Source organism: Bradyrhizobium cytisi (assembly GCF_008123515.1).
Classification (GTDB): Bacteria; Pseudomonadota; Alphaproteobacteria; order Rhizobiales; family Xanthobacteraceae; genus Bradyrhizobium; species Bradyrhizobium cytisi.
The window spans coordinates 148,825-161,311 of the sequence record NZ_VSSR01000011.1 but is presented as its reverse complement, the minus strand read 5'-3'; the positions used below and the strand labels follow the sequence as shown (position 1 = coordinate 161,311).

Here is a 12,487-nt window from a genome sequence, read left to right as displayed (position 1 = left end):
ACGATGAAGCTCTCCGTCAACGGCGCCGAGGTGTTTGCCGCAACCGGCGGCCGCGAATTCGACAAGGCGCTGCCCACGGTCGCCTTCATCCACGGCGCCGGCTTCGATCATTCGACCTGGGCGCTGCACACGCGCTGGTTCGCCCATCACGGGTTTGGCGTTCTCGCTCCGGACTTGCCCGGCCACGGCCGCTCGGCCGGGCCGTCACTCACAAGTATCGCTGACATGGCCGACTGGACGGCGGCGTTGCTCGGTGCGGCGGGCGCAGCGAAGGCGCACCTGATCGGCCATTCCATGGGATCGTTGATCTCGCTGGAGACCGCGGCACGGCACCCGGCCAAGGTCTCGGCGCTGAGCCTGATCGGCACGGCCGCGACGATGACGGTCGGCCCGGATCTGCTGAAAGCGGCCGAAGCCAACGAGCAGGACGCGCTCGACATGGTCTCGATCTGGGGCCTCGGCTTCAACGCCGAGCTCGGCGGCAGTCTCGCGCCGGGCCTGTGGATGCATGGCGGCGCGCAGGCGGTGCTTCAAGCTTGCGAGCCGGGCGTGCTGTTCAAGGATTTGTCGGCTTGCAATGCCTACGCGAATGCGCTTGCTGCGGCGGCGAGCGTGAAGGTGCCTGCTACCCTCATCCTCGGCGAGCGGGACATGATGACGCCGGCGAAGGCCGGCAAGGCGCTCGCCGCCGCGATCCCGCATGCGAAAACAATCGTGGTGCCGGGCGCGGGCCACATGATCATGGCCGAGCGGCCCGATGAATTGCTCGCGGCGTTGAGGGGCTGATAGGATCAATCTTCCGCGTCGCGCGTTGCGGTTGGACACCTTTGCGATTGCAAGAGGGAACTCGACCCATGCCAAGACAGGAAGTCATTCGTAAAGCCAAGCGGGACAAGCGCGCCGGCAAATCCGCCAGCACGCAGGCCGGTGAATTCGTCAAGGACGAGATCGACAAGATCAGGAAAGGCAAGCATGGCGCCCGCTCGGCGCGCCAGGCCATCGCCATCGGCCTGTCCGAGGCGCGCCGCGCCGGCGTCGATCTGCCGCCGCCGCGCAAAGGACGCGTCAAGAAGGCGACGCGCCGCAGCGCCAAATACGCCTATGAGGCCGGTCAGGGCAAACGCACCCCGAAGCGCCGTCCGCGCGTCTCGCGGGCCGTCGAAGGCGTCCTGAAGAAGGAGCCGCGCTCGACCGCATCGCGGAGTGCGCTGTCGAAGCAGGGCAAGCGCGCCGCGAGCCGGCGAACCGCTGCGTCACGCTCGGCCGCTGCACGGAAGGCGAGCCACACCAAAGGTGCCAAGGTCCGCTCCACCGCGGCAAAGAAGGCGGCACGCACCAGGGCCCGCCGCCGGAGTTGATCTAGCTCGCGCGCCGGCTCCGCTCCGAGAACACGGCACGCGCGGCGCGCTCGGCCTCGCGTGCCGAGCGGAACTGACGGCCTTCGAGACTGTCGAACAGGCGCTCGGAGGAGAAGAAGCGGAAGCCGCGCTCATCTCTTGTGATGATGCCAGCGGCGCGATCGTGGATTTCGATGATGTAGGCGTTGGACCGGGCCTGAAACTGGGCTTGAAACTGGGCTTGGGACATGACTGCTCGCTCGCCGAAATCTCGGCGTTCCGGACTTGAAATTTGCCTTGGGATTTGCGGTGTGTGGCGTTGCCAGGAGAAGGTCAGCAACAACAACAGGCGCTGGTAGCCGCGGAGAAACAGCGCCGCGTCATGCACGCGTGCATGTCGTCAGGATTACGCTGGTGATCGGTTCTCATATCGCGGCATCAAGCTCGAGGAGCAGTTTCAATGCTTCGAATATCGAGCGATTGGCGCGATTGGTCAATGAAATGGCTGTCCATATTTGGCAGCGGAGCGCTGGGGTGCTCCTCCCGCTACAAGCGCTGACAGGCGGATTCATCTCGCGATGAGTTCAACGCGCCCGCACGGCCAGGCGTGGTAAACTTCGGCTAACGCAATCATGGGGAGATCCTGATATGGCGCACGATCTGAAGGGGCGCGTAGCGCTCGTCACCGGCGGCTCGCGCGGGATCGGCGCTGCCGTCTGCCGCGCGCTGGCCGAGGCCGGCGCAGCCGTGGCAATCAATTGCCGCGAGCAGATCGGACAGGCCGAGCAGCTCGCAGGCGAGATCGGCCAACATGGCGGCCGTGCCATCGTCGTTGCCGCCGACGTCTCGCAGCGCGAGGCCGTTGCCAACATCGTCGCGCGCGCCGGAGCCGGGCTCGGGCCGATCGATATTCTCGTCAACAATGCCGGCATCGCCATCACGCGCGGCGTCGACGATCTCACCGAGGACGATTTCGATCGCACCATCCTGGTCAACCTGAAATCGGTCTTCCTGTGCACACAGGCCGTGCTGCCGTCGATGCGCGCGCGAAAGTGGGGCCGCATCGTCAACGTCTCCTCGGGTGCCGCGCGCGGCGCTGGCTCGATCGGCCCGCACTACAACGCCTCCAAGGCCGGCATGGAGGGCCTCACGCGCGGTTACGCGGCGCGGCTGGTGAAGGAGGGCATCACCGTGAATGCGGTAGCGCCGTCGCTGATCGAGACCGACATGATGAGCGGCCAGCCGCAACTCATCAGCCGCATCCCGCTCGGCCGCTTCGGCACGGCGGATGAGGTGGCGAAGGCCGTGATGCTGCTGGTCGACAACGCCTACATGACCGGGCAGACGATCGCGCTGAGTGGCGGGATGGCGTTTAACTGAAACTCGGTGATTGCGGCCTCCCTCTCCCACAGGGGGAGAGGGGAAGAAAGCACTCACCACATTGTCGCGGCGGCGCGCTCCGGCCAGATGCGATCATACTCGGCTCCGCCGACCTTGTTCTGGCTCATCTCGGCGAGGATCTGGCCGGGCGTCGGCAGCGTCTTCGGGTCGATGCGCTTGTCGGGATTCCAGAGGTCGGAGCGAACGATGGCACGGGCGCACTGGAAGTAGATCTCTTCCACATTCATCACCATGACGCTGCGCGGCGCCTTGCCCTCGACCTTGAACGAAACGAGCAAGTCCGGATCGATCGAGAGATGGGCGCGACCGTTGGCGCGGACCGCGTTGCCGGAGCCGGGGATCAGGAACATCAGCGACACCCTGGGATCGCGCACGATGTTGCGCAGGGAATCGACCCGGTTGTTGCCGCGCCGATCCGGCAGCATCAGCGTCCTGGGATCATGGATGCGGACGAAGCCCGGAAGGTCGCCGCGCGGCGAGCAGTCGATGCCCTCGGGCCCGATCGTGGCGAGCGCGGCGAACGGCGCCTTCTCGATGAAGATGCGATAAAGCGGCGTGACGTGGTCGGCGACTTTCACGGTCGAGGCATCATTGGTGGCGCCGTAGATGGCTTCGAGTTCCTCGACCGTCCTGATCACCGTCATTCCACTCTCTCCTGCTCTGCCGACGATTACTCGCGCCAGCACTCATTCCTGATGACGCGCACGAGCTGGCGGCCGTGATAGTCGGCGCTGCCGGCGTTGAGAATAGTGACATCGGCATTGGCGGAGGCGTCGTCGACGCCGCGCGCAAGCCGCTCAGCGAGATTGCCGTCGCTGTGCCGTGCCCGGGCGGCAAGGCGCTGCGCCAGCACGTCCGGCGGCGCCGTGATCGCGACCACGACGACGTTGGCATAGACCTGGCGCAGCGTGCCAATGACCGTGCGCGAGACGTTGGCGACGACGGCGCGCCCCGCGCGGATGTCGTCGTTGATCTCCAGCGGCAGGGCGTAGGAATGCCCATGCGCGTCCCAATGCACCGCGAAATCGCCGTGCTCGCGGGCACCGCGAAATTCGTCGGGACTCATCGCCATGTTATCCTCGTCGGCGGAGGACTCGCGTGTCACGATGCGGCGCGGGAAGACGATGTCGTGATCATCGACACACGCTGCCTGCGCCAGCCGCAGCAGCGTGTCCTTGCCGGCGCCGCTCGGGCCGACCACGAGCACCAGCCGCCCCGGTCCAATCGCGCCCGCCGCGTCCTTCGCCGTCGTGCCGGTCTCGCTCATGCGACACGGCCGCCTTCGCGCCAGACGCTGCGAACCACGGGAACGCTGCCCGCGACATGGACGCGGATCAGATCGGCGCGCTTGCCGATTGCGATCTCGCCGCGATCGGTGAGGCCGACGGCGTCGGCGGGCGCCTTGGTCACGGTGCGAATGGCCGCCGGCAGGCCGATCGACGGCGCATGCTCGGGCAGTTGCAACGCGCCCATCAGAAGGCTCGAGGGAATGTAGTCCGACGACAGGATGTCGAGCAGCCCTTCGCGGGCGAGATCCACCGCGGCGATGTTGCCCGAATGCGAGCCGCCGCGCACGACGTTGGGCGCCCCCATCAGGATGTCGATGCCGGCCTGATGCAGGCCGCGCGCGGCCTCGATCGTGGTCGGAAACTCCGCCACCGCAACACCGTCGCGCACGGCGTCGGCGACGTTCTCCTCGGTGGTGTCGTCATGGCTCGCCAACGGAATCTTGTACGCGTGCGCCAGCGCCACGATCTCGCGCATGTTGGTCGCGGCATAGGTCTTCTGATACTCGAAGCGCTTCGCGAACAGCTCGTCGAGCTCGGCATCGGTCTTGCCGCCGCCCTTGCCGCGATAATAGTCGCGCAGCTTGACCTCGTCGCGGAACTGGCGTTGGCCGGGTGTGTGGTCCATCAGCGACATCAGCTTGACGTCGGGACGGTCGATCAGCTCCCTGGCTTCCACGACCACGCTCGGCATCGGGATTTCGCAGCGCAGATGCAGGAAGTGGTCGGCGCGCAGCAGGCTCGAATCACGCGCGGTCGTGATTGCGGCGGCAAGCACGCCGGCACGACCATCGACCTCCTCGGCGCCGTCCTCGCGCCAGACGCGGAGCGAATCGAACACCGTGGTGATGCCTGACGTCGCGAGCTGGCCGTCATAGGAGATGACAGCCGCGACCGGATTCCAGAACACTTTTGGGCGCGGCACGTAATGGGCTTCGAGATGGTCGGTGTGGAGCTCGATCAGGCCAGGCATGATCAGATCGCCGCCGGCATCCTCCGCGCCCGCGGGGGCCCTGCCCTCGCCGATCTCGGCAATGCGTCCGTCCGAAAGAGCAAGCCAGCCCTGTTCGATCACCCGGTCCGCCAGCACGATCCTGGCGTTGGCGATCACGAGTTCCTTCGGCTTGGCGTTCATGTCCCTCTTCCTTCAGGCCGCGGCGGCAAAGCTGGTGACGTCGACGATGCGGTCGGCAATCAGATGGCGGATTTCGTCGTCATGCACAATCGCGACCATGGCGACGCCCTGGCGCTTCTTCTCGGCAACCAGCGCGACCACGACGGCGCGGTTGGCGGCATCGAGCGAGGCGGTCGGCTCGTCCAGCAGCAGGATCGGCAGCTCCGAGATGAAGCCGCGTGCGATGTTGACGCGCTGCTGCTCGCCACCGGAGAAGGTCGCGGGCGGAAGCTGCCAGAGCCGCTCGGGGATATTGAGACGATGCAGCAGCTCGCCGGCGCGCGCTTGCGCATCAGCGCGCGTCATGCCGTTGACGATCAAGGGCTCGGCGACCACGTCGATGGTGGCGACCCGCGGCACCGCACGCAGGAACTGGCTGACATAGCCGATGGTCGCGCGGCGGACGTTGAGGACCTGCCGCGGCTCGGCGGTGGCGAGATCAATCACCTCGCCGCGATGGCGGATGCCGATGCGGCCGGAATCGCAACGGTAATTGCCGAAGATCATCTTCAGGATGGAGGATTTGCCGGCACCGGACGGACCGGACAGCACGACGCACTCACCGGGATCGACGTGGAAGGTCACGCCGCGCACGACAGGCAGTTCGATGCCGCCCTGTAGGTGCATCGTGAAGGTCTTGTTGGCGTCGGCGATGTCGATCATGGCGGTCATCGGAAGACTCTTGTTGGAAGGCTTATGGCGGCAAAATCGAGGAGACGAGGAGCTGGCTGTAGGGCTCACGCGGATCGTCCAGCACCTGATCGGTGAGGCCGGTCTCGATGACGCGGCCGCCCTTCATCACCATCACGCGATGCGACAGAAGGCGTGCGACCGCGAGATCGTGGGTGACGATGACGACGGCGAGATGCAGTTCGGCGACGAGATTGCGCAGGAGATCGAGCAGGCGGGCCTGGACTGAAACATCAAGCCCGCCGGTCGGCTCGTCCATGAATACCAGCCGCGGACCGGTGACGAGGTTACGCGCGATCTGGAGGCGCTGGCGCATACCGCCCGAATAGGTGCGCGGCGCATCATCGATACGCGCGACGTCGATCTCGACCCGCGTCAGCCAGTCAGAGGCGGACTCGCGAATGCGGCCGTAATGGTTCCAGCCCACCGCCATCAGCCGCTCACCGACATTGGCACCGGCGGAGACCGCCATGCGCAGGCCCTGCGCCGGATCCTGATGCACAAAGCCCCAATCGGTGCGGAACAGCAGGCGCCGCTCGGCCTCGCCAAGCGCGGCGAGATCGCGGGTGACGCCGTCGCGCATCCGGTACGACACCTGCCCGCCGCTCGCCGCGAGCTGGCCCGACAGCAGCTGCAACAGCGTCGACTTGCCGGAGCCTGACTCGCCGACGATCGCCAGCACCTCGCCGGGATAGAGCGAGAACGATACGTCACGGCACGCGGCGATGCGGCCGTAGGATTTGCTGAGGCTCTCCGCAACCAGCAGCGGCTGATCGGTTTCGAGCAGATCCTGGTCAGCCATTGGAGGCCTCCTGCGCCTTGTCCTTGTAGGGCGCAGCACTTAGGGCACCGTGATGGCCGGCGGCCTGACGTCCCTCGCAATAGTCGGTGTCGGAGCAGACAAACATGCGGCTGCCCTGGTCGTCGGTGACGATCTCGTCGAGATAGGAATTCTCGGCCGCGCACAGCGCGCAGGGCGCGTTGAAACGATACGGCTCGAACGGATGATCCTCGAAGTCGAGCGACACCACCTGGGTATAAGGCGGGATCGCATAGATGCGCTTCTCGCGGCCGGCACCGAACAGTTGCAGCGCCGGGCAATTGTCCATCTTGGGATTGTCGAATTTCGGCGTCGGCGACGGATCCATCACATAGCGCGCATTCACCTTGACCGGATAGGCGTAGGCCGTCGCGATATGGCCGAAACGGGCGATGTCCTCGTAGAGCTTCACATGCATCAGGCCGTATTCGGCGAGCGCGTGCATGCGCCGCGTCTCGGTCTCGCGCGGCTCGAGGAAGCGCAGCGGCTCCGGGATCGGCACCTGATAGACCAGCACCTGGTTCGCGTGCAACGACGTCTCCGGGATGCGGTGACGGGTCTGGATCACGGTCGCCTCGTCCGTCGAGGTCGTCGTGGCGACGCCGGCAGTCTTGGCGAAGAATTTGCGGATCGAGATCGCGTTGGTGGTGTCGTCGGAGCCCTGGTCGATCACCTTCAGCACGTCCTGCGGTCCCAGGATCGCGGCGGTCACCTGCACGCCGCCGGTGCCCCAGCCATAAGGCATCGGCATCTCGCGGCTGGCGAACGGCACCTGATAGCCGGGGATCGCGATCGCCTTGAGGATCGCGCGGCGGATCATCCGCTTGGTCTGCTCGTCGAGATAGGCGAAATTGTAGGCGGGCGCGTTCATTCCGCGGCCTCCTTCATGGCATCGGGCGCATTGGCCTCGGCAGAGGCTTCGGCAAACTCCTTGCGCAGCTTGCGCAGCAGGCCGAGCTCGGACTGGAAGTCGACATAATGCGGCAGCTTCAGATGCTCGACGAAGCCGGTGGCCTGGACGTTGTCGGAATGCGACAACACGAATTCTTCATCTTGCGCCGGGGCTCCGACCTCCTCACCGAGCTCGCGGGCGCGCAGCGCGCGGTCGACCAGCGCCATCGACATGGTCTTGCGCTCGCTCTGGCCGAAGGCGAGGCCGTAGCCGCGGGTGAAGCACGGCGCTTCCGTCGCCGAGCCCTTGAACTGGTTGACCATCTGGCACTCGGTCAGCTCGATCGAGCCCAGCGGCACGGCAAAGCCGACGTCTTCGGCAGCGAACTCCACCTCGACCTCGCCGAAGCGGATCTCGCCGGCGAAGGGATGGTTGCGGCCGTAGCCACGCTGGGTGGAGTAGCCCATCGCCAGCAGAAAGCCTTCGTCGCCGCGTGCGAGATTCTGCAGGCGCAAGTCACGGTCCGCAGGAAAGTTCAGCGGCTCGCGGGTGAGGTCGCCGACGCTGGCGCCATCTTCGGCCTGCGGCGAGGTCTCGATCAGTCCGTCGCGACCCAGAATGTCAGTCACGCGCGGCGTCGGCGCGGTCGAGGCTTCGCCAACAGCCGGCGCTTCCGGCACAAAGCCTTGGGCCAGCGACGGATCGAGCAGGCGATGGGTGTAGTCGAAGGTGGGCCCGAGGATCTGGCCGCCCGGAATGTCCTTGAAGGTCGAGGATACCCGCCGCTGCACCCGCATGGCGCCGGTGTCGACCGGCTCGCTCGCACCGAAGCGCGGCAAGGTGGCGCGGAAGGCGCGAACCAGGAAGATCGCCTCGATCAGGTCGCCGCGGGCCTGCTTGATCGCCAGCGCTGCGAGCTCGCGGTCATAGAGCGAACCTTCGCTCATGACGCGGTCGACGGCCAACCCAAGCTGTTCCGAGATCTGGTCAAGCGAGACTTCCGCGACGCTTTGGTCGCCGCGCCGCGCATTGGCGAGCAGGCGATGGGCGTTCTCGATGGCGCGTTCGCCGCCTTTGACTGCGACATACATGCGTCAGCCTCCTTTGCTCATGACACGCGTGCTGCGCGGGATCGCCACCACGGCATCATCGGCGACCAGAACCACGTCGATGCCGCGCGGAAACAGCGTCTCGTTGAAACGCAGGCGTTCAAACAGGTCGAACGGCTTGATCGAAGCCAGGAGCGTTGCGACACCGTCGATGCCGGGGCCACGCAGCTCGAAGCTGCGGCCTGCGTCCAGGCTGTCGACCTGAATGATCAGTGTGGTCGAACGATCCGGATATTCGTTGGTGCCGAGCGCAAAACGCTCGAGCGAGGGCAGCGCACCGCCGTCACCGATCAGCGCAAAGGCCGCGATCGAGGAGTCCGGCACCACGGGCGCGCCGGTGTGGAACTTGAGCCATTTCAGGACGTCGGAGCTTTCCGACATCCGCGCATCAAGCCAGAGCGGCGTGTCGTGGTCAAACAGCGTCAGCGCAATCGCGGCGGTGCCGCGCATCATCGTATCAGGCGTTCCCGCCATCGGCACGATGCGCTGGACCGAACCCGGCCGCGCCATCGCATCCATGACCGAACGAAAGGTCGATTGCGCCGACAACACCTTGTCGACGAAACCGGGCGGCAGTTCCGCAATCGTGGTCATGGCCTCACCCCTCACCGCGCACCATGGTGTAGAAATCAACCTTCGTCGCAGCGGTCTCTTCCGCCGCCTGCTTGCGCCTGACCATAAGCTGCTCGCGCAACGGCGCGATAACGTCGCGCTCGACGGCTGCAGCAAAATCCCGGGACTGCACCAGCGCATCGCACAGAGCGATCAGCCGCGCCTTCTCACCGTCGCGCCCGAGCGTGTAGCCGAAGCCGACCTCACCGCCCGCAAGCCGCACCGCGGCGCGCGACACCGTCGCCTCGCCGAGGTTGAACGGCGCGCCGTCGCCGCCGACCCGGCCGCGCAACATCACCAGGCCGTTTTCGGGCGCGCGCAAATCCTGGTGGCCAGGCAAGGGGATCGTGCGGAGGCGGGCGGCGATCTCGCCCGCCTCCGCGTGCGCCAGCACGGCCATGGCGGCCTGGCGCTGGGCTTGCTGGGTGTTGTGCTGGGTCACCGAATCCACCGATCTCTTCTACAGAACTTGCCGAATCCAAGTTGTCTATGATACTAGACAACTTGATACGAGAGCGCCATGACTGTTTCGTGACAAAGGTGTGATTTTCGAGCTAGGCTGGCCACCGACATGAGCATGCAGGACACCGCCTCTTCGGGCGTCGCGCTATGGCGCCTCGTTGCCGACGGCATCGAGCGCGGCATCGCCGACGGCCGTTTTGCCGCAGGCGACAGATTGCCGGGCGAGATGGAGATCGCCGAAACCTACCGCGTCAATCGCCACACTGTGCGGCGCGCGCTGGCGGCACTTGCCGAGCGCGGCATCGTGCGCGCCGAGCGCGGCAGCGGAACCTATGTCGAAGCGCAGAAGCTCGCTTATCCGCTGCGCTCGCGCACGCGCTTCTCCGAGATCGTCGGCGCCGGCGGCCGCGAGCCGCATGGCCGGATGATCGAGACGTCGGAAGATGTCGCAACCCGCGAGCTGGCGCGGGAGCTGGGATTGAAGACCGGCGCACCGCTGGTCCGAATCGAGGCCATCCGGCTCGCCGATCGCGCGCCGATCTGCGTCTCCACCACCTGGCTGTCTGCGGAACACTTTCCGGGCGCGGGCACGGTGTTTGCCGCGACGCGCTCGATGACGAAAATGCTCGAGCATTACGGGATCCGCGATTATCGCCGCGGCGCGACCCGGATCACCGCCGGCATCGTCGACGCCACCGACGCCGCGCGGCTTGATCTCCCGCTGGGCCGGCCGATCCTGGTGGTCGATGCCACCGACCTCGACCTCGAGGGCAAGCCGCTGGTGACCAAGCACTCGCGGTTTGCGGCGGAGCGGGTGGAGTTCTTGGTCGAGCCGTAACTCTTCTCCCTCGCCCCAGATCCGAACTCGTAGGGTGGGCAAAGGCGCACTTGCGCCGTGCCCACCATCTTTCCAAGATTTAAAGTTGGTGGGCACGCTTCGCTTTGCCCACCCTACGAGATCGGCGATCAGGCCACAGCCCTACGTCCAATGATCGCAAACCGGAGCTTGCCCGAGATGAAATCGATCGCGGCGACCGCGACCAGAATCATCAGGATCAGGAACGACACCTTCTGCCATTCCAGCACACGGATCTGCTCGGCGAGCTGGAGGCCGATGCCGCCGGCGCCGACGATGCCGATGATGGTGGCCGAGCGGGTGTTGGATTCGATGAAATAGAGCACCTGGCCCGCGATCACGGGCAGCACCTGCGGCAACAGGCCGAAGCGGATCTCGTGCAGCGCGCTGCCGCCGGAGGAGCGGATGCCCTCGACCTGCTTCTGATCGGCGCCTTCGATCGCCTCGGAGAACAGTTTGCCGAACGCACCGAAATCCGACACGGCGATCGCCAGCACGCCGGCGAACGGGCCGAGCCCGACCACGTTGATCCATACCAGCGCCCAGATCAGCGTGTCGACGCCTCGGATCGAATCGAGGAAACGGCGCACGGGAAAGCGCAGGATGATCGACGGCACGACATTGCGTGCAGCAAATAAGCTGACCGGAAGCGCGAGCAGCGCGGCCAGCGTGGTGCCGAGTAGCGCGATCGACAACGTCTCGCCCATCGCCTTCAGATAGATCGGCAGCGACGAGCCGGGATCGGGCGGGATCATCATCATGCTGATCCAGCCGAGCTGGCTGAGGCCGCTGAAGAGCCGCGACGGCGAGAAATCGAGATCAATCAGGCCATAAACGAAGATGCCGAGTGCCGCGACGATCATGGCCGGCGTCGCAAGCCGTGCCGCGGCCGGACGCTCGAACACATCAGGGTAGCGCGCGCGAATCTGCGCGGTGTCGACCTCCTGCGGCCCTGTCACGTCCGCGCCTCCTTGCCGAACAGGCGGCCGCGCAACCAGCCGGTCGAGATGTCGATCATGAAGACCGTGACGATGATGAGCAGCAGGATCGCGCTGACGTCCGAATAATAGAACTTGCGGATGGCGACGACGAGCTCCTGCCCGATACCGCCGGCGCCGACAAAGCCCATGACGGACGCTTCGCGGACGTTGACCTCGAAACGCAGCAGCGCGTAGCTGGCATAGCCAGCGGTCACCTGCGGCAGAATCGCAAACCGTATGCAGGAGAGCCAGCTCGCACCTGTCGAGCGGATACCCTCGACCGGCTTCATGTCAGCATTTTCGACGATTTCCGAGAACAGTTTTCCCAAAGCGCCGGTGGAGTGGATCGCGATCGCGAGCACGCCCGCCATCGGCCCGAGGCCGAAGGCGATGACGAAGATCAGCGCGAACACGATGCCCGGGACGGTGCGGGCGAACTCGAGCAGGCGCCGCACCACGAAGCGAAGCCATGGCCGGGGCGAGGTGTTTTCGGCCGCAAAGAAGTTCAGGGCAAAAGCGAAGATGGCGCCGATCAATGTGCCGACATAGCTGATCAGCAGCGTCTCACCCAGCATCTTCAGCCATTTGCGCCAGCCCCACAGCCATTCGCCGACATCGGTCCAGACCCGCTGGCCGCTATCGAGCGTAAGGATGCGATCGAAATAGCTGAGGAAGTTGCCGAAGTAAGTGAACAGGGTCCGCAGATTCACTTCCGCGCCGATCGCAGCGAGAAGCAGCGCCGCGGCAAAAATCGCGGCTCCCAACAGGAGACGGAGCCGCTTGCGCAAGACCGCCTTGTTATAGGCGGCGTTCAGCGCAGCAAGCTGCTGCTCGGGGAGGATCGAAACGGCGACGGTCATCGGATAGA

16 protein-coding genes are annotated in these 12,487 nt (G+C 65.7%); 4 read left to right on the top strand and 12 right to left on the bottom strand.

All coding sequences use genetic code 11. The annotated features are described in order from the left end of the window. The first annotated feature begins 3 nt into the window (after nt 1-3). Together FXB38_RS06195 and FXB38_RS06190 are read left to right on the top strand one after the other, a co-directional pair. On the top strand, nt 4-786 hold the full coding sequence (locus tag FXB38_RS06195) for an alpha/beta fold hydrolase (RefSeq protein ID WP_148749877.1): 783 nt from the start codon (nt 4-6) through the stop codon (nt 784-786). Nucleotides 787-854: 68 nt separating this feature from the next. Continuing rightward, a complete protein-coding gene (locus tag FXB38_RS06190) occupies nt 855-1,358 on the top strand; it encodes a DUF6496 domain-containing protein (protein WP_148749876.1) in 504 nt (167 codons plus the stop codon). A gap of 1 nt (nt 1,359) precedes the next feature. Here the strand turns inward: FXB38_RS06190 and FXB38_RS06185 are convergent, their stop codons facing one another. After that, the gene (locus tag FXB38_RS06185; RefSeq protein WP_148749875.1) at nt 1,360-1,587 is read right to left on the bottom strand and encodes a hypothetical protein; all 228 of its coding nucleotides are present in this window, start codon (nt 1,585-1,587) and stop codon (nt 1,360-1,362) included. Between the two features lie 398 nt (nt 1,588-1,985). Between FXB38_RS06185 and FXB38_RS06175 the strand changes: the two genes are divergently transcribed. Next, on the top strand, nt 1,986-2,717 hold the full coding sequence (locus FXB38_RS06175) for an SDR family NAD(P)-dependent oxidoreductase (protein WP_148749874.1): 732 nt from the start codon (nt 1,986-1,988) through the stop codon (nt 2,715-2,717). Nucleotides 2,718-2,770: 53 nt separating this feature from the next. On the opposite strand, the gene FXB38_RS06170 is transcribed toward FXB38_RS06175, so the two are convergent. From FXB38_RS06170 to phnG, 9 genes are read right to left on the bottom strand one after another with little or no spacing between them, the layout of a single operon-like run. Then, nucleotides 2,771-3,382, bottom strand: coding sequence for a pyridoxamine 5'-phosphate oxidase family protein (locus FXB38_RS06170; protein WP_148749873.1), 612 nt, complete (start codon nt 3,380-3,382; stop codon nt 2,771-2,773). A 26-nt stretch (nt 3,383-3,408) separates the two neighbouring features. Then, nucleotides 3,409-4,005, bottom strand: a complete 597-nt coding sequence (gene phnN, locus FXB38_RS06165) for a phosphonate metabolism protein/1,5-bisphosphokinase (PRPP-forming) PhnN (RefSeq protein WP_148749872.1) — start codon at nt 4,003-4,005, stop codon at nt 3,409-3,411. Beyond that, nucleotides 4,002-5,159: an alpha-D-ribose 1-methylphosphonate 5-triphosphate diphosphatase gene (locus tag FXB38_RS06160; protein ID WP_148749871.1), complete on the bottom strand. Its 1,158-nt coding sequence runs from the start codon at nt 5,157-5,159 to the stop codon at nt 4,002-4,004. The genes phnN and FXB38_RS06160 overlap by 4 nt, the downstream gene beginning before the upstream one ends. A 12-nt stretch (nt 5,160-5,171) precedes the next feature. After that, nucleotides 5,172-5,870 (bottom strand): phosphonate C-P lyase system protein PhnL, encoded by a 699-nt coding sequence (gene phnL / locus FXB38_RS06155; protein ID WP_148749870.1) that lies wholly within the window; start codon nt 5,868-5,870, stop codon nt 5,172-5,174. 22 nt (nt 5,871-5,892) lie between these two features. Continuing rightward, entirely contained in the window at nt 5,893-6,690 is a 798-nt protein-coding gene (phnK, locus tag FXB38_RS06150; RefSeq protein ID WP_148749869.1) for a phosphonate C-P lyase system protein PhnK, read from the bottom strand. Next, complete coding sequence (locus tag FXB38_RS06145) at nt 6,683-7,579, bottom strand: alpha-D-ribose 1-methylphosphonate 5-phosphate C-P-lyase PhnJ (RefSeq protein ID WP_148749868.1); 897 nt, start codon at nt 7,577-7,579, stop codon at nt 6,683-6,685. Before FXB38_RS06145 ends, phnK begins: the two co-directional genes overlap by 8 nt. After that, nucleotides 7,576-8,691: a carbon-phosphorus lyase complex subunit gene (locus tag FXB38_RS06140; RefSeq protein WP_148749867.1), complete on the bottom strand. Its 1,116-nt coding sequence runs from the start codon at nt 8,689-8,691 to the stop codon at nt 7,576-7,578. Before FXB38_RS06140 ends, FXB38_RS06145 begins: the two co-directional genes overlap by 4 nt. Before the next feature lie 3 nt (nt 8,692-8,694). Then, nucleotides 8,695-9,303 (bottom strand): phosphonate C-P lyase system protein PhnH, encoded by a 609-nt coding sequence (phnH, locus tag FXB38_RS06135; RefSeq protein WP_187434692.1) that lies wholly within the window; start codon nt 9,301-9,303, stop codon nt 8,695-8,697. A 4-nt stretch (nt 9,304-9,307) separates the two neighbouring features. Beyond that, complete coding sequence (gene phnG, locus FXB38_RS06130; protein ID WP_148749865.1) at nt 9,308-9,772, bottom strand: phosphonate C-P lyase system protein PhnG; 465 nt, start codon at nt 9,770-9,772, stop codon at nt 9,308-9,310. 120 nt (nt 9,773-9,892) lie between these two features. On the opposite strand from phnG, the gene phnF reads away from it, so the two are divergent. Continuing rightward, entirely contained in the window at nt 9,893-10,621 is a 729-nt protein-coding gene (gene phnF / locus FXB38_RS06125; protein ID WP_148749864.1) for a phosphonate metabolism transcriptional regulator PhnF, read from the top strand. Between the two features lie 128 nt (nt 10,622-10,749). Here phnF and phnE (FXB38_RS06115) read toward each other — a convergent pair whose 3' ends face one another. Then, nucleotides 10,750-11,598, bottom strand: coding sequence for a phosphonate ABC transporter, permease protein PhnE (gene phnE / locus FXB38_RS06115; protein ID WP_148749863.1), 849 nt, complete (start codon nt 11,596-11,598; stop codon nt 10,750-10,752). Beyond that, nucleotides 11,595-12,479, bottom strand: coding sequence for a phosphonate ABC transporter, permease protein PhnE (gene phnE, locus FXB38_RS06110; protein WP_148749862.1), 885 nt, complete (start codon nt 12,477-12,479; stop codon nt 11,595-11,597). Before phnE (FXB38_RS06110) ends, phnE (FXB38_RS06115) begins: the two co-directional genes overlap by 4 nt. Between the last annotated feature and the right edge of the window lie 8 nt (nt 12,480-12,487).

Bases quoted from the DNA above. Each gene is read 5' to 3' on its own strand.
- phnK (WP_148749869.1), bottom strand. From the start codon at position 6,690: ATGGCTGACCAGGATCTGCTCGAAACCGATCAGCCGCTGCTGGTTGCG.
- FXB38_RS06175 (WP_148749874.1), top strand. From the start codon at position 1,986: ATGGCGCACGATCTGAAGGGGCGCGTAGCGCTCGTCACCGGCGGCTCG.
- FXB38_RS06145 (WP_148749868.1), bottom strand. From the start codon at position 7,579: ATGAACGCGCCCGCCTACAATTTCGCCTATCTCGACGAGCAGACCAAG.
- FXB38_RS06160 (WP_148749871.1), bottom strand. From the start codon at position 5,159: ATGAACGCCAAGCCGAAGGAACTCGTGATCGCCAACGCCAGGATCGTG.
- phnH (WP_187434692.1), bottom strand. From the start codon at position 9,303: ATGACCACGATTGCGGAACTGCCGCCCGGTTTCGTCGACAAGGTGTTG.
- FXB38_RS06190 (WP_148749876.1), top strand. From the start codon at position 855: ATGCCAAGACAGGAAGTCATTCGTAAAGCCAAGCGGGACAAGCGCGCC.
- FXB38_RS06195 (WP_148749877.1), top strand. From the start codon at position 4: ATGAAGCTCTCCGTCAACGGCGCCGAGGTGTTTGCCGCAACCGGCGGC.
- phnE (WP_148749862.1), bottom strand. From the start codon at position 12,479: ATGACCGTCGCCGTTTCGATCCTCCCCGAGCAGCAGCTTGCTGCGCTG.
- phnL (WP_148749870.1), bottom strand. From the start codon at position 5,870: ATGACCGCCATGATCGACATCGCCGACGCCAACAAGACCTTCACGATG.
- phnF (WP_148749864.1), top strand. From the start codon at position 9,893: ATGAGCATGCAGGACACCGCCTCTTCGGGCGTCGCGCTATGGCGCCTC.
- FXB38_RS06140 (WP_148749867.1), bottom strand. From the start codon at position 8,691: ATGTATGTCGCAGTCAAAGGCGGCGAACGCGCCATCGAGAACGCCCAT.
- phnN (WP_148749872.1), bottom strand. From the start codon at position 4,005: ATGAGCGAGACCGGCACGACGGCGAAGGACGCGGCGGGCGCGATTGGA.
- FXB38_RS06185 (WP_148749875.1), bottom strand. From the start codon at position 1,587: ATGTCCCAAGCCCAGTTTCAAGCCCAGTTTCAGGCCCGGTCCAACGCC.
- FXB38_RS06170 (WP_148749873.1), bottom strand. From the start codon at position 3,382: ATGACGGTGATCAGGACGGTCGAGGAACTCGAAGCCATCTACGGCGCC.